The organism is Streptomyces sp. NPDC044704, assembly GCF_056433525.1.
Map to the genome: position 1 here is coordinate 86,793 of NZ_JBWKGY010000010.1, position 25,537 is coordinate 112,329.

General features: G+C 73.0%; 2 protein-coding genes. Both read left to right on the plus strand.

Annotation, left to right across the window (positions count from 1 at the left end; genetic code table 11):
- Positions 1-635: 635 nt before the first annotated feature.
- Complete coding sequence (locus tag AC07B0_RS24080; protein WP_478898901.1) at positions 636-14,597, plus strand: type I polyketide synthase; 13,962 nt, start codon at positions 636-638, stop codon at positions 14,595-14,597.
- A gap of 56 nt (positions 14,598-14,653) precedes the next feature.
- On the plus strand, positions 14,654-25,537 hold the full coding sequence (locus tag AC07B0_RS24085; protein WP_478898902.1) for a type I polyketide synthase: 10,884 nt from the start codon (positions 14,654-14,656) through the stop codon (positions 25,535-25,537).

Here is a 25,537-nt window from a genome sequence, read left to right on the forward strand (position 1 = left end):
ACGTGCCGGTCGGTTACTGCGGAGTAACGGTACTAGGTGATCGTGCCTCCTGTCCGTATCCAGAGCCCCGGTCTTCCTCAGGCCCACACCTTTTCCTTTCGCCCGCGTCTCGCCCCCTGCCGTGCCTTCCGATGCCATGCCGACCGCTGCCCCGCCGCGCTGAGCGGTGCCCACCCGTGCTGAAACCGCGCTGAAACCCCGTCGAGCCATACTGGCCAGTAATCACCGGGTGCCGCACGGAATCCCGGCTTATCGAGCGGCCTGTCGGGCGGCTTTCCGCGGTGAACCCGAGCGGTTGCGGCCGAGGGGGCCGAGTGGCGGGTTCCGGTGCGGAGGCCCAGGTCGTGAGGGTGTCGGCGGTTCCCGCAGGGGGCTCCGGGACCTGGCGTCCGGGTCTTCCCGCGTGCGCGGCGCCGTCGACAACGGGGTGCGACGGCCGTCAAACACGCAAGGGTTCGACGGCCTTTATGTGATGCCTCCCACAATCGGCGTGGGTGGCCTTCAGGGAGTCGTTGATCGGAGACTCCTGACGAACAATGGCAAACCCGATCGAGGTATTTCCGACCCGTCCGGTCCTTTCGTGAACCGGTTCGTACGTGTGCTCGTGTTCTGGTCCTTCTGGAGGGATGTCGCCGATGAGTAGCGAAGTTATGTCCGGGCACGGCGACCAGAATTCGAGTGCGAAAATCGCCGTCGTCGGATTCTCTTGCAGGGTCGCCGGAGCGGCCACTCCCGGCGATTTCTGGCAACTCCTGAAGGACGGGCGGTCCGAGGTCGGGGAATTCCCGGCCGGCCGGACGCCCGGCCAGGGCGCGGGCGCTGCCGGCCTGCCGGGCGGCTACCTCGACGGCGTGGACCGGTTCGACGCGGACTTCTTCGAGGTGTCGCCGGCCGAAGCGGCGGCGATGGACCCCCAGCAGCGCCTGGCACTGGAACTGAGCTGGGAGGCACTGGAGCACGGCGGGACCTCCCCCCACGCCCTGCGGGGCACCAGAACCGGCGTGTTCGTGGGGGCCATCAACGACGACTACGCCGCACTGCTGCACCACCAGGGCGCGGACGCGGTCACGCGGCACAGCCTGACGGGCACCCAGCGCAGCTTCATCGCCAACCGGATCTCCTACCACCTCGGCCTGAACGGCCCCAGCGTCGTCGTGGACTCCGGCCAGTCGTCCTCGCTCGTCGCGGTCCACCTCGGGGTGCAGAGCCTCCTGCGCGGCGAGTCCGACGTGGTCCTGGCGGGCGGCGTCAACCTCATCCTCTCCGAGCACAGCACGACGGCCCTCCACACCTTCGGGGCCCTCTCGCCCGACGGCCACTGCTACACCTTCGACGCCCGCGCCAACGGATACGCGCGCGGCGAAGGCGGCGGGTTCGTCCTGCTCAAGCCCCTCGCGCGAGCGGTCGCCGACGGCGACCGGGTCGTGGCGGTCATCGAAGGCAGCGCCGTCAACAACGACGGCGGCGGAGCCGGCCTGACGGTCCCCAGTTCCACCGCCCAGCGCGAGCTGGTGCTCGACGCGTGCGCGGCGGCCGGGGTGTCGCCCTCGGACGTCCAGTGCGTCGAGCTCCACGGGACCGGCACCAAGGTCGGCGACCCGCTGGAGGCCGCCGCCATCGGCCAGGCCCTCGGGACGGCACGCCCCGACGGCAAGCCCGTACGGGTCGGTTCCGTCAAGACGAACATCGGCCACTTGGAGGGGGCGGCCGGCATCGTCGGGCTGCTCAAGGTCATCTCCTGCGTCAGCCACCGCGAGTTCGTCCCGACCCTCAACCACGAGACGCAGAACCCGGGCATCCCGCTCACCGAGTGGAACCTCCACGTACAGCGGGAGCACGAGCCCTGGCCCGCTGAGAACGGCCGGCTCATCGCCGGCGTCTCCTCCTTCGGCCTCGGGGGCACGAACTGCCACGTGGTCGTCGCCGACGCGCCGCCCGAGCTGCGCGCGCACGCGGACACCCCCGCGGAGCCCGCGCCGACCGCGCCGGACACGGGCCGCGGCGCGGTCCCCTGGCTGCTGTCGGCGGGCAGCGAGGCGGCGCTGCGCGCACAGGCGGACCGGCTGGACACCCATGCCGCACAGCACGCGGACACCGACGCGCACGCGATCGGCCGCACCCTGGCGACGGGCCGGGCGCAGCTCGCGCACCGGGCCGTCGTCGTGGGCGAGGACGGCCCGGGCCTGAGGGCCGGGCTCCGGGCGGTGGCCGCCGGAGCCGGCGCCGCGAGGACGGTCCGCGGCCTCGCCGGTGACGCGTCGACGCGTGAGGACCGCGAGACGCCGTCCGGCGCCAACGACGGAGTGGTGTTCGTCTTCCCCGGCCAGGGCTCCCAGTGGGCGGGCATGGCGGTGGGACTGCTCGCGTCGTCCCCGGCCTTCGCCGACCGGATGGCGGCGTGCGAGGCGGCCCTGTCGCCGCACGTCGAATGGTCGCTGACCGAGGTGGTACGGGACCTGGCCGACACGAGCCGGCTCGACCGGGTCGACGTGCTGCAGCCGGTGCTGTGGGCGGTGATGGTGTCCCTGGCGGAGGTGTGGCGGGCGGCCGGAGTCGAGCCCGCCGCGGTGATCGGCCACTCCCAGGGCGAGATCGCGGCGGCGGTGGTGGCGGGCGCCCTGCCGCTGGCGGACGGCGCGAGGGTGGTGGCGCTGCGCAGCCGGGCGATCCGGCAGGAACTCTCGCAGCGGGGCGGCATGGTCGCCGTCTCGGTGGGCGCCGCGGCGGCCGGCGCGCTGATCGCCGAATTCGGCCGGCGGCTGTCGGTCGGCGCGGTCAACGGCCCGTCGTCGACGGTGGTGTCCGGCGAACCGCGCGCGCTGGAAGAACTCCTCGCGCGCTGCGAGTCCGAAGGGATCCGCGCCCGCAGGGTGCCGGTGGACTACGCCTCGCACTGCGCCGAGGTCGAAGTCGTCCGCGACGAGGTCCTGCGGGAACTGACCGGGATCGCCCCCGCTCCGGCAGAGGTGCCCTACTACTCGGCCGTGACCGGCGGACCGGTCACGGGCCGGGAACTGGACGCGGAGTACTGGTACCGGAACCTGCGCGAGACGGTCCGCTTCGAGGAGGCCGTACGGGCCGCGGTCGCGGCCGGGTACACCCGCTTCGTCGAGGTCAGCGCCCATCCCGTCCTGGTGACGGGCGTGGAGGAGACCCTCGAAGCGGCCGGCGCGGGCGACAGCGGCCTGGTGCTCGGCACGCTGCGCCGTGACGAGGGCGGCTGGGACCGCTTCCTGCTGTCGGCCGCCGAAGCCTGGACCCGCGGAGTCGACGTCGACTGGCCCGCCGTGCTGGGCCCGGGCCCGAAGGCCGACGGCCTGCCCACCTACCCCTTCCAGCGCCGCGTCCACTGGCTGGACGCGGCACCGGCCCCGCGCCCGGACCAGGGCCCGCGGCCGCACCCGGACACACCGCGCGACGAGCCCCGGGAGGCAGCGCCGCGGACACCCGCGGACGAGGCGGCACCCGGGCGGACGGCGGATCTCGTACGGGACGAGACCGCCCTCGTCCTCGGGCACGCCTCCCCCCACGACCTCGACATGGACCGTACGTTCAAGGCGCTCGGCTTCGACTCCCTGGCCATGGTCGACCTGCGCAACCGGCTGAAGGCCGCGACGGGCGTCAACCTGACCACCACCGCCCTCTTCGACCACCCGACCCCGTCCGCGATCGCCGCGCACCTCCAGCGCCTGCAGCGCGGAGCCGACGAGAGCGCGCCCCCGCGGCCCGCAGCGCCGACCACGGGCACCGCCGACGACGAGCCGATCGCGATCGTGTCGATGACCTGCCGCTTCCCCGGCGGTGTCGCATCGCCCGAGGACCTGTGGGATCTGGTGATGGCCGAGCGGGACGTGATCGGGGACTTCCCGGTCAACCGCGGCTGGGACCTGGAGAAGCTGTACGACCCGCAGCTGGAGCGGCGCGGTACGAGCTACGTGCGGCGCGGCGGGTTCCTGCACGACGCCGTCGACTTCGACCCGGACTTCTTCGGCATCTCCCCGCGCGAGGCCCTCGCGATGGACCCGCAGCAGCGGCTCCTGCTGGAGACCTCGTGGGAGGCGCTGGAGCGGGCCGGCATGGACCCGTCGTCGCTGCGCGGCACCCGGACGGGCGTGTTCTTCGGTGCGATGTTCCAGGACTACGGACCCCAGCTTCAGGAAGGCGCCGAAGGCGTCGACGGGCACCGGCTGACCGGGGGAACGACCAGCGTGGCCTCGGGCCGGGTGGCGTACACCCTCGGTCTGGAGGGACCCGCGGTCACGGTGGACACGGCGTGCTCGTCGTCCCTCGTCGCGCTGCACTGGGCGGTACGGTCGCTGCGCTCGGGCGAGTGCTCCATGGCGCTGGCCGGCGGTGTGACGATCATGCCGACGCCGGGGATGTTCGTGGAGCTCAGCCGTCAGGGCGCACTGTCACCGGACGGCCGGTGCAAGGCGTTCTCGGCGGCGGCCGACGGCACCGGGTGGGCCGAGGGCGTCGGCGTGCTCCTGGTGGAGCGCCTGTCGGACGCGCGGCGCAACGGACACCAGGTACTGGCGGTGATCCGCGGCAGCGCGACCAACCAGGACGGCGCCAGCAACGGACTGACCGCGCCGCACGGCCCCTCGCAGCAGCGCGTCATCCGCGCCGCACTGGCCGACGCGGGCCTCGCGCCCGAGCAGATCGACGTGGTCGAGGCGCACGGCACCGGCACCAAGCTGGGCGATCCGATCGAGGCACAGGCCCTGCTGGCCACGTACGGGCAGGGACGGCCGGCGGACCGGCCGCTGCGCCTGGGGTCGTTGAAGTCGAACATCGGGCACACGCAGGCGGCCGCGGGCGCGGCCGGCGTGATCAAGATGGTGATGGCGATGCGGCACGGAGTGCTGCCGCGCACGCTGCACGCGGACGAGCCCTCGCCGCACATCGACTGGTCCGAGGGCGCGGTGGAACTGCTGACCCGGCCGGCGGAGTGGACGCAGGACGGCCGGCCGCGCCGGGCGGGCGTGTCCTCGTTCGGCATCAGCGGCACCAACGCGCACCTGATCCTCGAACAGGCCCCCGCCGAAGCACAGTCGGCGCCCTCCGGACCGGACCCGGTCGGCGCAGGCGGCGGCACCGGCCTCGCCGACACCGACGGCCTGGTCCCGTGGCTGCTGTCCGGCTCCTCGGAGGAGGGGCTGCGCGCGCAGGCCGGACGGCTCGCCGCCTTCGCGCAGGCGCGTACGGAGCTCTCCCCGACGGACGTGGGCTGGTCCCTCGCTGCGTCGCGGGCGGTGCTGGAGCACCGGGCCGTGGTGCTGGCGCCCGCCCCGGAGGCACGTCTGTCCGGCCTGTCCGCGATGGCCGCGGGCCTGCCCGCCGCGGGCGTGGTCTCCGGCACGGCGGACGTGCGGGGCAAGGTGGTGTTCGTCTTCCCCGGCCAGGGCTCGCAATGGCAGGGCATGGCGACCGAACTGCTGGACTCCTCACCCGTGTTCGCGGCCCGCCTCGCCGAAGTCGAAGCGGCGCTGGGCAAGTTCGTGGACTGGTCGGTGACCGACGTGCTGCGCCAGGCGCCGCACGCTCCCTCGGCCGACCGGATCGAGATCCTCCAGCCGGTGCTGTTCGCGGTGAACCTGTCGCTGGCCGCAGTGTGGCAGGCCGCCGGCGTGCGGCCCGCGGCGGTCGTCGGACACAGCCAGGGCGAGATCGCCGCCGCGCACGTGGCCGGGGCGCTGTCGCTGGAGGCCGCCGCGAAGCTGATCGTGCTGCGCAGCGCGCTGTTCGCCCGGGAACTCGTCGGCAACGGCGCGGTCGCCTCGGTGGCGCTGGCGGCGGACGCGGTCGAGGAGCGGCTCGCCCGGTGGCAGGGCCGCCTGGTGATCGCCGGACGCAACGGGCCCCGCGCGGTGACCGTCGCCGGTGACCTCCCGGCACTGGAGGAGTTCGTGGCCTCGTGCCAGGCGGAGAAGGTCCGGGCCCGCGTGGTGGGCTCGACGGTGGCCTCGCACTGCGCGCAGGTCGACCCGCTGCGCGAGGAGATCCTGGAGCTGTTCGCCGACATCGTCCCCGGTCCCGGCAGCGTCCCGTTCTACTCCACGGTCACCGGTACCCTCCGCGACGCGGAAGAACTGACGGCGCAGTACTGGTTCGACAACGCCCGGCAGCCGGTGAACTTCGAGACGACCGTACGGTCCCTGCTGGCGGACGGCTTCCGGTTCTTCGTCGAGTCCAGTGCGCATCCCGTGCTCACCACGGGCATGCAGGCCACCTTCGAGGACGCGGAGACCGAGGCGGTGGCGGTCGGTTCGCTGCGCCGTGACGAGGGCGGTCCGGCCCGGTTCCTGACCTCGCTGGCCGAGGGGTACGTCCGCGGACTGCCCGGAGTGGACTGGAAGGCGCTGTTCGCGGGAACGGACGCGAAGCCCACCGACCTGCCGACGTACGCCTTCCAGCGCCGGCGCTACTGGCTGGAGACCACGACCGCCGGCACCGGCGACCCGAGCGGCCTCGGCCTCGCCGACGCCCACCACCCGCTGCTGGGCGCGGCGGTGAGCACCGCCGCCGACGGGGACGTGCTGCTGACGGGCCGGCTGTCGTTGCGGACGCACCCCTGGCTCGCCGACCACGCCGCCCTGGGCAGCGTCCTGCTGCCGGGCACCGCGTTCGTCGAGCTGGCCCTGCGGGCCGGCGAAGCCGTGGGCCGCGACCTGCTGGCCGAGCTGACCCTCGAAGCCCCGCTGGTCCTGCCCGAACGCGGCGGAGTCCAGGTACAGGTGGCGGTGGAGACACCCGACACCGACGGGCAGGCCCGGGTGGCCGTGTACGCGCGCCCCGAGACGACGGAAGACACCGGCTCCCACCCCGGCTCCGGCTCCGACGAGCCGTGGACCCGGCACGCGACCGGCCTGCTGGACACGGCCCACGGAACGCCCTCCGGCGACCTGACGGTCTGGCCGCCCCAGGGCGCGGAACGCGTCGACCTGGACTCCTTCTACGAGCGGGTCGCGGACATCGGCTACGGCTACGGTCCGGCCTTCCAGGGCCTGCGCGCCGCCTGGCGCGTCGGCGAGGAGATCTACGCCGAGGTGGCCCTGGCCGAGGAACAGGACGCGGACGCGGCCCGGTTCGGCATCCACCCCGCCCTCCTGGACGCCGCCCTGCACCCCGTCCTGCTGAGCGCGCTCGACGGCCGCGACGGCCCGGCAGCCGCCCCCGTACGGCTGCCGTTCGCATGGACCGGCACCACCCTGCACGCCGTCGGTGCCACCTCCGTACGGGTCAGGGTCACCCCCGCCGGCGCGGACACGGTCTCCCTCACCATCACCGACACCTCGGGCGCCCCGGTGGCCTCGGCGGAGTCGCTGACCCTGCGCCCCGTCTCGGCGCAGCAGCTCACCGGCGCCGCGGACACCACCCACAACGCGCTGTTCCGCACGACGTGGACCGCGCTGCCCGTCCCCGACGGCGCCGTGGACACCACCGGCTGGGCGGTGCTCGGCACACCGGAGACGGGCCTGTTCGACACGGCCCGCCACGCCCCCGACCTGGAATCCCTCTTCGCCGACGGAGCACCGCACGTCGTGGTCTCCGTGTCCCCCGGGACGCCGGCCGGCGGCGGACTCGCGGAGGCCGCCCGCGAGGCGACGGCCGAGGCCCTGGCCCTGGCGCGCGACTGGCTGGCCGAGGACCGTGCCGCGGGCTCCCTCCTCGTCGTCGTGACCCGGGGCGCCGTGGCGACCCGGACCGGCGAGGACGTCGTGGACCTGGCACACGCACCCGTGTGGGGCCTGCTGCGGTCGGCGCAGTCGGAGAACCCGGGCCGGTTCGTCCTGGTGGACGTCGACGCCCTGGAGGAGTCCCGCGCGGCACTGACCGGGGCCGTGGCCGCGGCGGTGGCCGCGCAGGAACCCCAGGTGGCGGTACGTCAGGGAACCGCCCTCGTACCCCGTTTGGCCCGCGTCACCGTCCCGGAGCCGACGGGCGCCGCCGGACCGCTGGACACCACCGGCACGGTACTGATCACCGGCGGCACCGGATCCCTCGGGGGCCTGCTGGCCCGCCACCTGGTCACCGAGCACGGCGTACGGCACCTGCTGCTCGCCAGCCGTCGCGGCCGGGCCGCGACGGGCGCGACGGAGCTGGAGGCCGACCTCACCGCCCTCGGCGCGACACGGGTGGAGATCGCCGAATGCGACACCGCCGACCGTGACGCGCTCGCCGCCCTGCTGGCCGGCATCCCCGCCGACCGGCCGCTGACCGCCGTCGTGCACGCGGCCGGAACGCTGGACGACGGCCTCGTGGCCTCCCTGACCCCCGAGCAGACGGAACGGGTGCTCCGCCCCAAGATCGACGCGGCGGTCAACCTGCACGAGCTGACCCGCGGCCTGGACCTGTCGGCGTTCATCCTGTTCTCCTCCATCGCGGGCACCTTCGGCAACCCCGGCCAGGGCAACTACGCGGCGGCCAACGCCTTCCTGGACGCCCTCGCCCAGCACCGCCACGCCCAGGGCCTGCCCGCCCACTCCCTCGCCTGGGGCCTGTGGGCCCAGTCCGGCGACATGCTCGGCCACCTCGCACAGGACGACCTCGCCTGGATGAAGCGCGCGGGCATCCAGCCCCTGCCGTCCGCCCTGGGCCTGGCCCTGCTGGACGCGGCGACCACGCTGGACGACCCGCACCTGGTACCCGTACGCCTGGAAACGGCCACCCTGCGGCACGAAGCCGCCTCCGGCATGCTGCGGCCCCTCTTCCGCGGCCTGGTACGGACGGTGGCCCGCAAGGCGGCCGCCGGCCCCGACACCTCCGGCAGCGGCGGCCTCGCCCAGCGCCTGTCCGGCCTCGGCCAGGACGAGCAGAGCCGGGTGCTCCTCGACCTGGTCCGCGCACAGGTCGCGACCGTGCTGGGGCACGCCACCCCGGAGACGATCGCCGCCGGCCGCCCCTTCAAGGAGCTCGGCTTCGACTCGCTCACCGCGGTCGAACTCCGCAACCGCCTGAACGCCGCGACCGGCCGGCGCCTGCCCGCCACGCTCGTCTTCGACCACCCCACCCCCGGACAGCTCACCGAACACCTTCGCGGCGAGATCCTGGGTACGCCGACGGAGCCCGCCACCGTCCCGCCCGCCCCCGCGGCGCCGGGCCACCCGGCGGACGAACCCATCGCGATCGTCGGCATGGCCTGCCGCTACCCCGGCGGCGTGAGCTCGCCCGAGGACCTGTGGCGGCTGGTGGAGTCGGGCGGGGACGCCGTGTCCTTCCTCCCGACCGACCGCGGCTGGGACGAGGGCCTGTACGACCCGGACCCGGACGCACCCGGCAAGAGCTACGCCCGCGAGGGCGGATTCCTCTACGACGCGGGGAACTTCGACCCGGCGTTCTTCGGGATCTCGCCGCGCGAGGCCCTGGCCATGGACCCGCAGCAGCGGCTGCTCCTGGAAACGTCCTGGGAGGTGTTCGAGCGGGCGGGGATCGACCCGGGCACGCTGAAGGGCAGCTCGACAGGCGTGTTCACCGGCGTGATGCACCACGACTACGGCAGCGCCTCCGAAACCCCCGAAGGCCTGGAGGGCTACGCCGTCACGAGCACCCAGGGCAGCGTCGCCTCCGGCCGCATCGCCTACACCTTCGGCCTGGAAGGCCCCGCGGTCACCGTCGACACCGCCTGCTCCTCCTCCCTCGTCGCCCTGCACCTGGCGGCGCAGGCACTGCGCTCCGGCGAATGCTCGCTCGCACTGGCCGGCGGCGTCACGGTGATGGCGACCCCGTGGGTCTTCGTGGAGTTCAGCCGGCAGCGCGGCATGGCGCCCGACGGCCGGTGCAAGGCGTTCTCCGCCTCGGCGGACGGCGCCGGCTGGTCCGAGGGCGCGGGCGTACTCCTCGTGGAGCGTCTGTCGGACGCCCGCCGCAACGGACACCAGGTCCTCGCGGTCCTCCGCGGCAGCGCCGTCAACCAGGACGGGGCGAGCAACGGCCTCACCGCACCCAACGGGCCCTCGCAGCAACGCGTGATCCGCCAGGCCCTGGCCGGCGCCGGGCTGTCGGCGGCCGACGTGGACGCGGTGGAGGCGCACGGCACGGGCACCACGCTGGGCGACCCGATCGAGGCACAGGCCCTCCTGGCCACCTACGGCCAGGACCGGCCCGCCGACCGGCCCCTGCGGCTGGGCTCCGTCAAGTCGAACATCGGCCACGCGCAGGCCGCCGCGGGCGTCGCGGGAGTCATCAAGATGGTGCAGGCCATGCGACACGGCCTGCTGCCGCGGACCCTGCACGCGGAGCAGCCCTCCCCGCACGTCGACTGGACCTCGGGCGCGGTGCAGCTGCTGACCGAACCGGTGCAGTGGGCGGTGGACGGCCGTCCCCGCCGGGCTGGTGTGTCGTCGTTCGGCATCAGCGGTACCAACGCGCACGTCATTCTGGAGGAGGCCGGCCCCGACACCCGGCCCGGGCAGCGGCCCGAGCTCCCCGCCGACAGCGCGGACCTCGCGCCGTCCACGGCGGCCGTGGTGCCCTGGCTCGTGTCCGGCCGGTCCGAGACGGCCCTGCGGGCCCAGGCCGGGCGGCTCTCCGCCTTCGTGGAGGCCGGCACCCCGCCGGCCGTGCCCGACGTCGGCCACTCGCTGGCCACGACCCGGGCGGCCCTCGAACACCGCGGTGTCGTCCTGGCGTCGGACCGCGCGTCCGCCCTGGCCGGCCTGACCGCCCTGGCCGACGGCATCCCCGCCGCCGGTACGGTCACCGGCAGGGCGTCCGAAGCCCCCGGCCAGATCGCGTTCGTCTTCCCCGGCCAGGGCTCCCAGTGGCGGGGGATGGCGGCGGGGCTGCTGGACTCCTCACCGGTGTTCGCCGCACGCCTCGCGGAGTGCGACGCGGCACTGCGGCCGCACGTCGGCTGGTCGGTCACGGACGTGGTCCGGGACGCGGCCGGCGACGGTGCCGACGATCCGTCACTGGACGACGTCGTCGTCGTACAGTCCGCCCTGTGGGCCGTCATGGTCTCGCTGGCAGCGGTCTGGCAGTCGGTGGGAGTCCACCCCGCCGCCGTCATCGGCCACAGCCAGGGCGAGATCGCCGCCGCCGCCGTCTCCGGCGCGCTGTCCCTCGACGACGCGGCGAAGGTCGTGTCCCTGCGGGCCAAGGCGATCGCCGAACACCTGTCCGGCCGGGGCGGCATGGTGTCCGTACCCCTGCCCGCCGACCGGGTGCGGGAGCGCCTCACCCCGTGGGGCGAGCGGATCTCGGTCGCCTCCGTCAACGGCCCCTCGTCCACCGTCGTCTCGGGCGAACCGGAGGCCCTCGACGGGCTGCTGGCCGCCTGCGCGGCCGACGGAGTACGGGCCAAGCGCATCCCCGTCGACTACGCCTCGCACTCCGCCCAGGTCGAGGCCATCCGCGGGCAGGTCATCGCCGCGCTGGCGGACATCAGCCCGCGCCGCGGCGACATCCCCTTCTACTCGACCGTGACCGGCGGGTTGTTCGACACCTCGGGCGTGGACGCGGAGTACTGGTACGCGAGCCTGCGGCAGGAAGTCCGGTTCGACGAGACCGTACGTGCCCTGCTGACCGACGGATTCGGCGTCTTCGTCGAATCCAGCGCACACCCCGTACTGACCGTCGGACTCCAGGAGACCTTCGAGGACACCGGCGCACAGGCCGTCGCCCTCGGCACCCTGCGCCGCGACGAAGGCGGCTGGGAACGCTTCCTGACCTCCCTCGCCGAAGGACACGTACACGGCCTGGCCGTCGACTGGAACGCGGTGTTCGCCGGTACCGGCGCGGCCCAGCGCGTCGATCTCCCGACGTACGCGTTCCAGCGGGAGCGTTTCTGGCTGGATGTTCCGGCGGGGCGGCGTGGTGATGTGGCGGGTCTGGGTTTGGTGTCTGCTGGTCATCCGTTGCTGGGTGCGGTGGTGTCGTTGCCGGATGGCCGGGGTGTGGTGTGGACGGGCCGGTTGTCGGTTTCTGAGCAGCCTTGGTTGGCGGATCATGCGGTGTTCGGTGGGGTGGTGTTGCCGGGTGCGGTGTGGGTGGAGTTGGTGTTGTCCGCTGGTGGGCGGGTGGGGTCTGGTCGGTTGGAGGAGTTGACGCTTCAGCAGCCGTTGGTGTTGGGGGTTTCTGGTGGGGTGCGGTTGCAGGTTGCCGTGGCGGGGGTGGATGGGTCCGGCCGGTGTGCGGTGACGGTGCATTCCTGCCCGGAGGGGCCTGTCGAGGGGGAGTTGCTGGGTGGTGAGGTGTGGACCCTCCACGCCACCGGAACCCTGACGGGAGCGGACGGGCCCGCCGAGGGAGGCATCGGCACCGACCTCACGGTGTGGCCGCCCCAGGGCGCCACAGCGGTCGGCGTTGGCGACCTGTACGACCGGCTCGATGAACTGGGATACGGGTACGGCCCCGTGTTCCAGGGCGTCCGGGCCGCCTGGCGGCGCGGCGACGAGGTGTTCGCCGAGGTCGCCCTCCCGGACCTGGTGAGTGGCGGGGCGACCGGGTACGGCATCCACCCGGCGCTGCTGGACGCCGTGTTCCACATGTCGATCGACCCGTCCGCGGATGAGGTGCGGCTGCCGTTCGTGTGGTCGGGCGTGGAGCTGTCCGGTCAGGGTGTGGGGGTGGGTGGTTCGGTCGTGCGGGTGGGTCTGGTGCGGTCGGCCGGTGGTGAGGTGTCGGTGCGGGTGGCTGACGCTTCGGGTGTGCCGGTGTTGTCGGTGGGCCGGCTGGTGACGCGTCCGGTGTCGCGGGAGCAGTTGCGGGCGGCCGATGGGGGGCTGCGGGACGCGTTGTTCGGGGTGGAGTGGATGCCTGCTCCGGCCTCGGTTTCGGCCTCGGTTCCGTCGGGTTGGGGTGTGTGGGGTTCGGTCGGTGACTCCGTGCCGGTTCCTCCGGTGGTGGTGTGGGAGCACAGTGGTGACGCGGCGGAAGGCGTGTCGGCTGCGACGGTCCGGGCCCTGGGCGTGGTGCGGGAGTTCTTGGCCGATGAGCGGTTCGTGGGCTCGCGGCTGGTGGTGCTGACGCGCGGGGCCGTGGCTGCCGGGTCGGATGAGGGTGTCCGGGATCTGGTGGCGGCTCCGGTGTGGGGTCTGGTGCGGTCGGGGCAGGTGGAGCATCCGGACCGGCTGGTGCTGGTCGATGTGGAGCCGGGTCTGTCCGCTGATGCGGAAGGGGCGGCGCTGCGTGCCGCGTTGGGTACCGTCGAGCCGCAGGTGGCGGTCCGGGGTGGCCGGGTACTGGTGCCCCGCCTCGCGCGGGTGGCCGCCACGCCGGAGAGCACGACCCAGGAGCCCTTCGGTCCTCGGGGCACGGTGTTGGTGACCGGCGGCACGGGCGGGCTGGGCGCGCTGGTGGCCCGGCGCCTGGTGTCCGAGTACGGGGTGCGGGACCTGCTGCTGGTCTCCCGCCGGGGCGGCGCGGCCGAAGGTGCCGAGGAACTGGTCGCCCAGCTCGTGGAGGCCGGCGCCCGGGTACGCGTCGAAGCCTGCGACGTCGGCGACCGTGACGCCCTCGCCGCTCTGCTCGCCTCCATCCCGGAAGACCGCCCGCTCACCGCAGTGGTCCACAGTGCCGCCGTACTCGACGACGGTGTGATCGAGTCGCTGGACGCGGACCGGCTGGCCGCCGTGTTCTGCCCCAAGGCGGAAGCGGCCCTCCACCTTCACGAACTGACGGCGGAACTCGACCTTTCCGCGTTCGTGCTGTTCTCGTCCTTCGCCGGCGTGGTGGGGAGCGCGGGACAGGCGGGCTACGCCGCCGCGAACGTCTTCCTGGACGCCCTGGCACACGAGCGCCGGGCACGGGGCCTCTCCGCCGTGTCCCTGGCGTGGGGCTGGTGGGCTTCCGACGGCGGGCTGACGGGCGGCCTGTCCGAGGTGGACCGGGGTCGCCTGGCGGCCCTGGGGCTCGCCGCGATGTCCGCCGACGAGGGCCTCGCCCTGTTCGACGCGGCAGTGGCCCGGGACCGGGCCCTGGCCGTACCGGCGTTGCTCGATGTCGCCGGGTTGCAGAGGCGCGACACGGAGGATGTGCCTTCGGTGCTCCGCTCCTTGGTACGACCTCCGGTACGTCGGACCCGCGCCGAGGACGCGAACACCGACTCGGGGCTCGCCGCCCGCGTCGCGGGCTTGGCCGAAGACGAGCGCCGTCGCGTGATCCTGGACGTGGTCCGGGGCTACGTCAGCGGGGTGCTGGGCTACGGGGCCGGCCAACTCGTTGGACTCGACATCCCGTTCAAGGGGCTGGGCTTCGACTCGCTGATGGCGGTGGAACTGCGCAACCGCCTCAACCGGGCCACCGGACTGCGCCTCCCGGCCACCCTCGTCTTCGACCACCCCACCGTCCAGGACCTGGCACAGCACGTGGACACCTCGTTGGAGGCGGAAGACGCCCCCGGGATCGAGCCGATCCTCGTGGACCTCGGGAAGATCGAGCAGGTGCTGGCCGGGCCCGCTCTCGGCGGCGAGGCACGGCAGCGCATCGCGGACCGACTGGCGAGCCTGCTGGCCCTCACCGGGCCCGGCCAGGACGCCGCCGAACCGGTCGCGCAGCCGGACCCGGACGACGGTTCCGCCTTCGTCGACCAACTGGAAGCCGCGACGACGGACGAGATCCTCGACGTCATCGAAAAGCAATTCGGCTCCTTCTGAACCAGCCCCAGCCCCCGCCCCGCCCCATCCCGAACGCCTTTGCGGAGAGACCTCACATGTCTGATGAGAAGAACCTGCTGGACAAGCTGAAGTGGGTTGCGCGGGAGCTGCACCAGACCCGTCAGCAGCTCCAGAGCACCGAGCAGCGTCATCGCGAGCCGATCGCGATCGTCGGCATGGCCTGCCGGTATCCGGGCGGCGTGAGCTCGCCGGAGGACCTGTGGCGGCTGGTGGCCCGGAACGGCGACGCGGTGGCGGACTTCCCCGAGGACCGGGGCTGGGACACCGACTCCCTGTTCGACCCGGACCCCGACCGGCCCGGGAAGAGCGCGACCCGCAAGGGCGGATTCCTCTACGACGCCCCCGACTTCGACGCACAGTTCTTCGGGATCTCCCCGCGCGAGGCCCTCGCCATGGACCCGCAGCAGCGGCTGCTGCTCGAAGCCTCGTGGGAAGCGGTCGAGCGGGCGGGCATCGACATCACCACCCTCAAGGGCAGCCGTACGGGTGTCTACGCAGGGGTGATGTACCACGACTACGCCGCGGGTCTGGAGTCCGTACCGGACGAGATCGAGGGGTACTACGGGACCGGGACGGCGGCCAGCGTCGTCTCCGGCCGCGTCCCCTACACCTTCGGCTTCACGGGCCCGGCCATCACCGTCGACACCGCCTGCTCCTCCTCGCTCGTCGCCCTGCACCTGGCCGTACAGGCCCTGCGCAGGGACGAGTGCTCGCTCGCGCTGGCCGGTGGCGTGACGGTCATGTCCAGCCCGGTGATGTTCGCGGAGTTCAGCCGCCAGGGCGGCCTGTCGGTCGACGGCCGGTGCAAGGCGTTCGGTGCGGGGGCGGACGGCACGGGCTGGTCCGAGGGTGTCGGCGTACTCGTGCTGGAACGTCTGTCGGACGCGCGGCGCAACGGGCACCAGGTGCTCGCCGTGGTGCGGGGCAGCGCGGTCAACCAGGACGGTGCGAGCAACGGACTGACGGCGCCGAGCGGTCCCGCGCAGGAGCGGGTGATCCGCCAGGCCTTGGCCGATGCGGGCGTACCGGCCGACACGGTGGACGCCGTGGAGGCGCACGGTACGGGCACCAGGCTCGGGGACCCGATCGAGGCGCAGGCGCTCCTGACCACCTACGGCCAGGGCAGGCCGGCCGAACAGCCCTTGTGGCTGGGATCGTTGAAATCCAACCTCGGACACGCCCAGGCCGCGGCCGGCGTCGGCGGCGTGGTCAAGATGGTGATGGCGATGCGGCACGGTGTGCTGCCGCGGACGCTGCACGCCGAGGAGCCGACGCCGTTGGTGGACTGGTCGGCCGGCGCGGTCGAACTGCTGGGCGAGGCGCGGGCGTGGCCTGAGGCTGATCGTCCGCGGCGGGCGGGTGTGTCGTCGTTCGGGATCAGTGGTACGAACGCGCACGTCATTCTGGAGCAGGCTCCCGAGGAGCCGGCCCCTGCCGAGGACGCTCCGGCCGAGGGCACCTCACCGGAGAGCGGTCTGGTGCCGTGGCTGGTGTCGGGTCGTACGGAGGAGGCGTTGGCGGCGCAGGCGCGCCGGCTGCGCGAGTACACGTCGGGCCAGGAGGCGTTGGACGTGCGGGCCGTGGGTCGTGCGCTGGCGGGCACCCGGTCGACGTTCGAGCACCGGGCCGTGGTGATGGGCGCGGACCAGGAGGCGCTGCTCGCCGCACTTGAGGGGCTGGTGGGCGGTGACCGTGTTCCGGGTCTGGTGCGTGGGGTGGCTGATGGTCCGGCGCGTACGGCGTTGATGTTCACGGGGCAGGGCAGTCAGCGGGTGGGGATGGGCCGTGAGTTGTATGCGGCGTTCCCTGTTTTCGCTGAGGCGTTGGATGAGGTGTTCGGGCTCTTTGACGTGGAGCTCGGTGGTTCGTTGCGGGACGTGGTGTTCGGTGAGGGCGGTTCGGTCGAGGGGTTGCTGGACCGGACGGTGTTTGCGCAGGCGGGGATCTTCGCTGTTGAGGTGGCGTTGTTCCGGCTGGTGTCGTCGTGGGGTGTGCGGGCTGATTTCCTGATCGGTCATTCGGTGGGGGAGATCGCGGCTGCGCATGTGGCGGGTGTGTTGTCGCTGGGTGATGCGGTGCGGTTGGTGGCGGCGCGTGGCCGGCTGATGCAGGCGCTTCGTGCGGATGGTGGGATGGCCGCGGTGGAGGGGACCGAGGCGGAGGTCCGGGCGGTGCTCGCCGGGGATGGTTTTGGCGGCCGGTTGGAGGTCGCGGCGGTCAACAGTGGTTCTTCGGTCGTGGTGTCGGGTGATGTGGACGCGGTCGGGGAGTTTACGGGTGGGTGGAAGGCGCGGGGTCGTCGGGTCAAGCGTCTGACGGTGAGCCATGCGTTTCATTCGGCGCATATGGACGGGATGTTGGAGGAGTTCCGTGCGGTGGTGGAGGGGTTGGAGTTCCGTGCGCCGCGGGTTGCGCTGGTTTCCAATGTGACGGGGGCGGTGGCCGGGGCGGGTGAGGTGTGCTCGGCGGAGTACTGGGTGCGGCATGTGCGTCAGCCGGTCCGGTTCATGGACGGGGTGCGGTCCCTGGAGGCCGAGGGCGTCACGGTGTTCCTGGAACTGGGCCCGGACGGCGTCCTCTCGGCCCTCGGACCCGACTGCCTCACGGCGGACGGGGAACACTCGGCGGCGTTCGTGGCCGGACTACGGGGCGAGGGAGTCCCGGAGCCGCAGGCCCTGCTGAGTGCCGTCGCCCAGGCCCACACCCACGGAGTCGAGGTCGACTGGTCCACGCTGCTCGGCACCGGACCGACCGCCCTTGACCTGCCGACGTACGCGTTCCAGCGGGAGCGTTTCTGGCTGGATGTTCCGGCGGGGCGGCGTGGTGATGTGGCGGGTCTGGGTTTGGTGTCTGCTGGTCATCCGTTGCTGGGTGCGGTGGTGTCGTTGCCGGATGGCCGGGGTGTGGTGTGGACGGGCCGGTTGTCGGTTTCTGAGCAGCCTTGGTTGGCGGATCATGCGGTGTTCGGTGGGGTGGTGTTGCCGGGTGCGGTGTGGGTGGAGTTGGTGTTGTCCGCTGGTGGGCGGGTGGGTTGTGGTCGGTTGGAGGAGTTGACGCTTCAGCAGCCGTTGGTGTTGGGGGTTTCTGGTGGGGTGCGGTTGCAGGTTGCGGTGGCGGGGGTGGATGGGTCCGGCCGGTGTGCGGTGACGGTGCATTCCTGCCCGGAGGGTGCTGTCGACGGGGAGTTGCTGGGTGGTGAGGTGTGGACGCTTCACGCCACCGGAACCCTGACCGGCATCGACGGTGCGTCCGGCACACGGGACCCGGAGGAGGATCTCGGCACGTGGCCCCCGCAGGACGCGGTACCGGTCGACGTGAGTGACCTGTACGACCGGCTCGATGAACACGGGTACGGGTACGGCCCCGTGTTCCAGGGCGTCCGGGCCGCCTGGCGGCGCGGCGACGAGGTGTTCGCCGAGGTCGCCCTCCCGGAGCCGGTCAACGCCGAAGAGCCGGCCGGCTTCGCGATCCATCCCGCTCTCCTGGACGCCGCACTGCACATGTCGATCGACCCGTCCGCGGATGAGGTGCGGTTGCCGTTCGTGTGGTCGGGCGTGGAGCTGTCCGGTCAGGGTGTGGGTGGTTCGGTCGTGCGGGTGGGTCTGGTGCCGTCGGCCGGTGGTGAGGTGTCGGTGCGGGTGGCTGACGCTTCGGGTGTACCGGTGTTGTCGGTGGGCCGGCTGGTGACGCGTCCGGTGTCGCGGGAGCAGCTGCGGGCGGCCGATGGCGGGCTGCGGGACGCGCTGTTCGGGGTGGAGTGGACGCCGGCACCGGCCTCGGCTTCGGCGGAGGTGCTCTCGGGTTGGGGTGTGTGGGGGTCGGTCGGTGACTCCGTGCCGGTTCCTCCGGTGGTGGTGTGGGAGCACAGCGGTGACGGGTCCGCGAGCCTCTCGGAGACAACGGCGCGGGCACTGCGGACCGTGCAGGAGTTCTTGGCCGATGAGCGGTTCGTGGGCTCGCGGCTGGTGGTGCTGACGCGTGGGGCCGTGGCTGCCGGGTCGGATGAGGGTGTGCGGGATCTGGTGGCGGCTCCGGTGTGGGGTCTGGTGCGGTCGGGGCAGGTGGAGCATCCGGACCGGCTGGTGCTGGTCGATGTGGAGCCTGGTCTGTCCGCTGATGCGGAAGGGGCGGCGCTGCGGGCCGCGTTGGGTGCCGCCGAGCCGCAGGTGGCGGTCCGGGGCGGCCGGGCGCTGGTGCCCCGCCTCGCACGTCTCACCGCGCAGCGGGAAGGCGAAGAGCAGCCCCCGTTCCGCGCCACGGGCACCGTGTTGGTGACCGGCGGCACGGGCGGCCTGGGTGCGCTGGTGGCCCGGCACCTGGTGTCCGAGTACGAGGTGCGGGACCTGCTGCTGGTGTCCCGCCGGGGCGCCGACGCCGAAGGCGCCGAAGAACTGGTCGCCCAGCTCGTGGAAGCCGGCGCCCGGGTGCGCGTCGAAGCCTGCGACGTCGGTGACCGTGACGGCCTCGCCGCTCTGCTCGCCTCCATCCCCGACGACCGTCCGCTCACCGGAGTCGTCCACTGCGCGGGCGTCGTCGACGACGGAACCTTCGACACGGTGACCCCTGCCCAACTGGCCGGCGTCATGAGGCCGAAGGCCGATGCGGCCCTGCACCTGCACGAGCTGACGGCCGGCCTCGACCTCTCGGCCTTCGTCCTCTTCTCCTCCTTCGCCGGTGTCGTGGGAACCGCCGGGCAGGCGAGCTACGCCGCCGCCAACGCCCTCCTGGACGCACTGGCACACGAACGCCGTGCCCAGGGGCTGCCGGCGGTCTCCGCCGCCTGGGGCCTGTGGGAGGAAGACCGCGGCATGGGCGGCCAGGTCTCCGAGGCCGACATGGCCCGGATCAGGCGCCTGGGCGCCGTGCCGATGCCGGCCGACGAGGGACTCGCGCTGTTCGACGCGGTCGTGGCACACGAGCGGGCCCTGTGCGTGCCGGCCCGCCTGGACCTGGCGGGACTGCACAGGCGTGACGCGGAGGGCGTGCCCGCAGTGCTGCGGTCCCTGGTACGCGGCACCGTGCGGCGCACTCGGGCCGAGGAACCGGGCAGCGGGGCCGCGCTCGCCGCTCGCGTCGCGGGCCTGGCCGAAGCGGAGCGCCGGCGCGTGATCCTGGACTCGGTCCGGGGCTTCGCGAGCGGCGTGCTGGGCTACGGCCCCGGCCAACTGGTCGGGGTGGACACCCCGTTCAAGGGGCTGGGCTTCGACTCGCTGATGTCGGTCGAGCTGCGCAACCGCCTCAACGGAGCGACAGGTCTTCGCCTCCCCGCCTCCCTCGTCTTCGACTACCCCACCCCCCAGCGCATCGCCGAATACCTCACGCGGGAACTCGCGGGCGAGGCGGAAGACCGACCCGCCCACGCGGCGGCGGCAGTGGCCCCGTCGGTCGTGTCGGACGATCCCATCGCGATCGTGGGCATGGCCTGCCGGTATCCGGGAGGCGTGCGGACCCCGGACGACCTGTGGCAGCTGGTCCTCGACGGCCGGGACTCCATAGGCCCGTTCCCCGACGACCGCGGCTGGAACGTGCGGGACGTCTTCGGTCCGGCGACGGAGACCGAAGGGAAGTCGTACGCGGCCGAAGGCGGTTTCCTCTACGAAGCTGCCGAGTTCGACCCGGGCTTCTTCGGGATCTCCCCGCGCGAGGCCCTCGCGATGGACCCGCAGCAGCGGCTGCTGCTCGAAGCCTCGTGGGAGGCGGTCGAACACGCGGGCATCGACCCGAAGTCGCTCCTGGGAACCGACACCGGCGTGTTCACCGGTGTCATGTACCACGACTACGCCTCTCGGCTGCCGGACATCCCCGAGGGCCTGGAAGGCTTCCTGGGATTCGGCTCAGCGGGAAGTGTGGCCTCCGGCCGCCTCTCGTACTCCCTGGGCCTGTCCGGCCCGGCGGTGACGCTGGACACGGCCTGCTCGTCGTCGCTGGTGGCGATGCACCTCGCGGCGGACTCCCTGCGGCGCGGCGAGAGCTCGCTCGCCCTGGCCGGTGGCGTGACCGTGATGGCGACGCCCGGTGCATTCGTGGAGTTCAGCCGTCAGGGTGGCCTGTCGGTCGACGGGCGGTGCAAGGCGTTCGGTGCGGGGGCGGACGGCACGGGCTGGTCCGAGGGTGTCGGCGTCCTCGTGCTCGAACGTCTCTCGGACGCGCGGCGCAACGGGCACCAGGTGCTCGCCGTGGTGCGGGGGAGTGCGGTCAATCAGGACGGTGCGAGCAATGGGCTGACGGCGCCGAGTGGTCCGGCGCAGGAGCGGGTGATCCGTCAGGCGTTGGTGAACGCGGGTGTGCCGGCTGAGTCGGTGGATGTGGTGGAGGCGCATGGTACGGGGACCCGGTTGGGGGATCCGATCGAGGCGCAGGCGTTGTTGGCGACGTATGGGAAGGGCCGGTCGGTGGAGCGGCCGTTGTGGCTGGGTTCGTTGAAGTCGAATCTGGGGCACACGCAGACGGCGGCGGGTGTGGGTGGTGTCATCAAGATGGTGATGGCGATGCGGCACGGTGTGCTGCCGCGGACGCTGCACGCGGAGGAGCCGACGCCGTTGGTGGACTGGTCGGCGGGTGGGGTGCGGCTGCTGGGCGAGGCGCGGCCCTGGCCTGAGGCTGATCGTCCGCGGCGGGCGGGTGTGTCGTCGTTCGGGATCAGTGGTACGAACGCGCACGTCATTCTGGAGCAGGCTCCCGAGGAGCCGGCCCCTGCCGAGGACGCTCCGGCCGAGGGCACCTCACCGGAGAGCGGTCTGGTGCCGTGGCTGGTGTCGGGTCGTACGGAGGAGGCGTTGGCGGCGCAGGCGCGCCGGCTGCGTGAGTACGCGTCGGGCCGGGAGGCGTTGGACGTGCGGGCGGTGGGTCGTGCGCTGGCAAGTACCCGGTCGGCGTTCGAGCACCGGGCCGTGGTCCTCGCCGACGACACCGCCACCTTCCTCACCGGCCTCGACGCCCTGGCTCAGGGTGACGGTGTTCCGGGTCTGGTGCGTGGGGTGGCTGATGGTCCGGCTCGTACGGCGTTGATGTTCACGGGTCAGGGCAGTCAGCGGGTGGGGATGGGCCGTGAGTTGTATGCGGCGTTCCCTGTTTTCGCTGAGGCGTTGGATGAGGTGTTCGGGCTCTTTGACGTGGAGCTCGGTGGTTCGTTGCGGGACGTGGTGTTCGGTGAGGGCGGTTCGGTCGAGGGGCTGCTGGACCGGACGGTGTTCGCGCAGGCGGGGATCTTCGCTGTTGAGGTGGCGTTGTTCCGGCTGGTGTCGTCGTGGGGTGTGCGGGCTGATTTCCTGATCGGTCATTCGGTGGGGGAGATCGCGGCTGCGCATGTGGCGGGTGTGTTGTCGCTGGGTGATGCGGTGCGGTTGGTGGCGGCGCGTGGCCGGCTGATGCAGGCGCTTCGTGAGGATGGTGGGATGGCCGCGGTGGAGGGGACCGAGGCGGAGGTCCGGGCGGTGCTCGCCGGGGATGGTTTTGGCGGCCGGTTGGAGGTCGCGGCGGTCAACAGTGGTTCGTCGGTCGTGGTGTCGGGTGATGTGGACGCGGTCGGGGAGTTCGTGGGTGGGTGGAAGGCGCGGGGTCGTCGGGTCAAGCGTCTGACGGTGAGCCATGCGTTTCATTCGCCGCACATGGACGGGATGTTGGAGGAGTTCCGTGCGGTGGCGGAGGGCTTGGAGTTCCGTGCGCCGCGGGTTGCGCTGGTCTCCAATGTGACGGGGACGGTGGCCGGGGCGGGTGAGGTGTGCTCGGCCGAGTACTGGGTGCGGCACGTGCGTCAGCCGGTCCGGTTCATGGACGGGGTGCGGTCCCTGGAGGCCGAGGGCGTCACGGTGTTCCTGGAACTGGGCCCGGACGGCGTCCTCTCGGCCCTCGGACCCGACTGCCTCACGGCGGACGACGAGGGCGAAACCGCCCCGCTGTTCGTGTCCGCACTGCGAGGCGGTGACGCTCCCGAGCCGCAGGCCTTGCTGGGTGCCCTCGCCCAGGCCCACACCCACGGAGTCGAGGTCGACTGGTCCACGCTGCTCGGCACCGGACCGACCGCCCGTGACCTGCCGACGTACGCGTTCCAGCGCGAGCGCTTCTGGCTCGACGCCCCGTCGCGTCCCGGCGACGCGGCGAGCCTGGGCCTGGTGGCCGCCGGGCATCCGCTGCTGGGTGCGGTGGTGTCCCTGCCCCAGGGCCGGGGTGTGGTGTGGACCGGCCGGCTGTCCCTGACCGAACAGCCCTGGCTGGCCGACCACACGATGTTCAGCCAGGTCGTCCTGCCCGGCTCCGTACTCGTCGAACTGGCCCTCCAGGCCGGCGACCACGTGCGCAGCCCCCACCTCGAAGAGCTGACCTACCACCAGCCGCTGGTGCTGCCGGCCGAAGCCGGTACCACTGCCGCCGCCGTGTCGATCCAGGTGCTCGTGTCGGAAGCCGACGCGGCGGGCCGCAGCACGGTGGAGGTGTTCGCGCGGCCCGACGGGGCGACGGACGACGCCGAGTGGACCCTGCACGCGTCCGGCGCGCTGACGCGCAGCGGCGCCGGGACGAACCCCGAGGACGCCGCCGGCGCCGTACGGCCGGACTCGTGGCCGCCCGCCGGCGCCTCACCGCTGCCGCTGGACGACCTGTACGAGCGGATGGCGCAGGCCGGTACCGGCCTCGGCCCCGCGTTCCACGGGATTCGGGCCGCCTGGCGGCGCGGAGAGGAGACGTTCGCCGAGGTCGCCCTGCCGGAGCCGGTGAGCGACGGGGCGGCCGCGTACGGCATCCATCCGGCGCTGCTGGACGCCGTGTCACGCGTGGCCTCCCTGGACGTGGAGGCCACCGCGGCCGGAGCCCCGATGTCGTCGGCCTGGTCGGGCGTCGAGCTGTTCGGCGTCGGCGGGACCGACGTGCGGGTGAGCGTGGTGCCGTCGGCCGGTGAGGTGTCGGTGCAAGTGGTCGACGCGTCGGGCGCACCCGTGGTGTCTATCGGCCGGCTGGTGACACGCCCCGTCGGGAGGGGCGAACTGAACTCCCCCGAAGGCGTGTTGAGGGACGCGCTGTTCACCCTGGACTGGACTCCGGTCGTGGTCCCGGCCTCGGCGGAGCCCGCACCCGCCTGGGGCGAATGGGACGCGGTGGACGGTTCCGGGGGCGTACCCCGGATCGTGGTGTGGGCCCACAGCGGCGCCGCGTCGGACGACGCCACGTCGGCGACGGCGCGGGCGCTGCACACCGTGACCGGGTTCCTGGCGGACGAGCGGTTCGTCGACTCCCGCCTGGTGGTGCTGACGCGGGGCGCCGTGGGCGTGGGCGCGGGCTCCGATGCGGGTGTCGCGGATCTGTCGGCGGCCCCGGTATGGGGTCTGGTGCGGTCGGCGCAGCTGGAGCATCCGGACCGGCTGGTGCTGGCAGATGTCGAGCCCGGGCTCTCCCAGGCGGCCGAAGAGGCCGCGCTGCGGCTCGCGTTGGGCACCGGCGAATCACAGGTCGCGGTACGGGGCGGCAGGGCGTTCACGCCCCGCCTGGTGCGTACCGCCGTCTCCACGGACGACACCCCCACGGCGTCCTTCGCCACCCGGGGCACGGTCCTGGTCACGGGCGGTACGGGTGGTCTGGGTGCGCTGGTGGCCCTGCACCTGGCGTCGGCGGCGCACGGAGTACGGGACCTGCTCCTGGTGTCCCGGCGGGGTGCCGCGGCCGATGGCGTGGCCGAACTCGTCGCCCAGCTCACGGAGTCGGGCGCCCGGGTACGGGTGGAGGCGTGCGACGTGGGTGATCGCGAGTCCCTCGCCCACCTGCTGGCCTCGATCCCCGACGACCGTCCGCTCACCGGCGTCGTCCACTGCGCGGGCGTCGTCGACGACGGCGTGATCGAGTCGCTGGACGCGGAGCGGCTGGCCGGCGTGTTCCGTCCCAAGGCGGATGCGGCCCTGCACCTGCACGAGCTGACCGCCGGCCTCGGCCTCTCGGCGTTCGTCCTGTTCTCCTCCGTCGCCGGGGTGTTCGGAGCGCCCGGCCGGGCGAGCTACTCCGCCGCGAACGCCTTCCTGGACGCCCTCGCCCACGAGCGCCGCGCGCAGGGTCTGCCCGCGGTCTCCGCGGCGTGGGGCCTGTGGGAGGAGGACCGTGGCATGGGCGGCCAGGTGACCGGGGCCGACCTGGTCCGGATCAGGCGCGAGGGCGCCGTCGCGATGTCCGCCGAAGAGGGCCTCGCCCTGTTCGACGCGGTCGTGGCGCACGACCGGGCCCTGTGCGTGCCGGCCCGTCTGGACCTGGCGGTGCTCGCCGCCGCCGGTACTCCGCCGCTGCCCGTGCTGCGCCGGCTCGTACGGCCCGCGCGCCGCCGGCTGGACGCCGCCGCCCGGCAGGAGGAAGCCCCGGTCAACGCGGCCGAAAAGCTCGCCGGAAGCCTGGCCGGACTGTCGGATTCCGAACAGGTGCGCATCCTGCTCAGGCTCGTGCGCGGCCACGTCGCCACCGTACTGGGCCACGCCGACCCGGAGGCCGTCTCCCCGGACCGGGGCTTCCTGGAGTCCGGATTCAGCTCGGTCGCCGTGGTCGAACTCCGCAACCGCCTCAGCCAGGCGACCGGCCTGCGGTTCTCCGCGGTGACACTGTTCGACCACCCCAACCCCCGCGCCGTGGCACGGCACTTGCAGTCCAGGCTCGACATCGCGGCCGACCCGGCCGCCCCGGCGGGCGGAGCGGGTGGAGCGCCGGAGTTCCAGGCCGCCCTCGCCTCCCTTCCGCTCTCCCGCCTCAAGGAGGCCGGAGTCCTGGACGCCCTGTTGCGGCTCACCGGATTCGACAGCGCCCTCGGCGAAGGCGCCGCGTCCGCGCAAGCGGCCGGACAGGCCGAGCAGGACACGTCCGGAGCCGCCGATCCACACGCTGTGACACCAGAGTCCATCGACGCCATGGATCTGGAAAGCCTCGTTCACATGGCGATCAACACCGACGCCTGA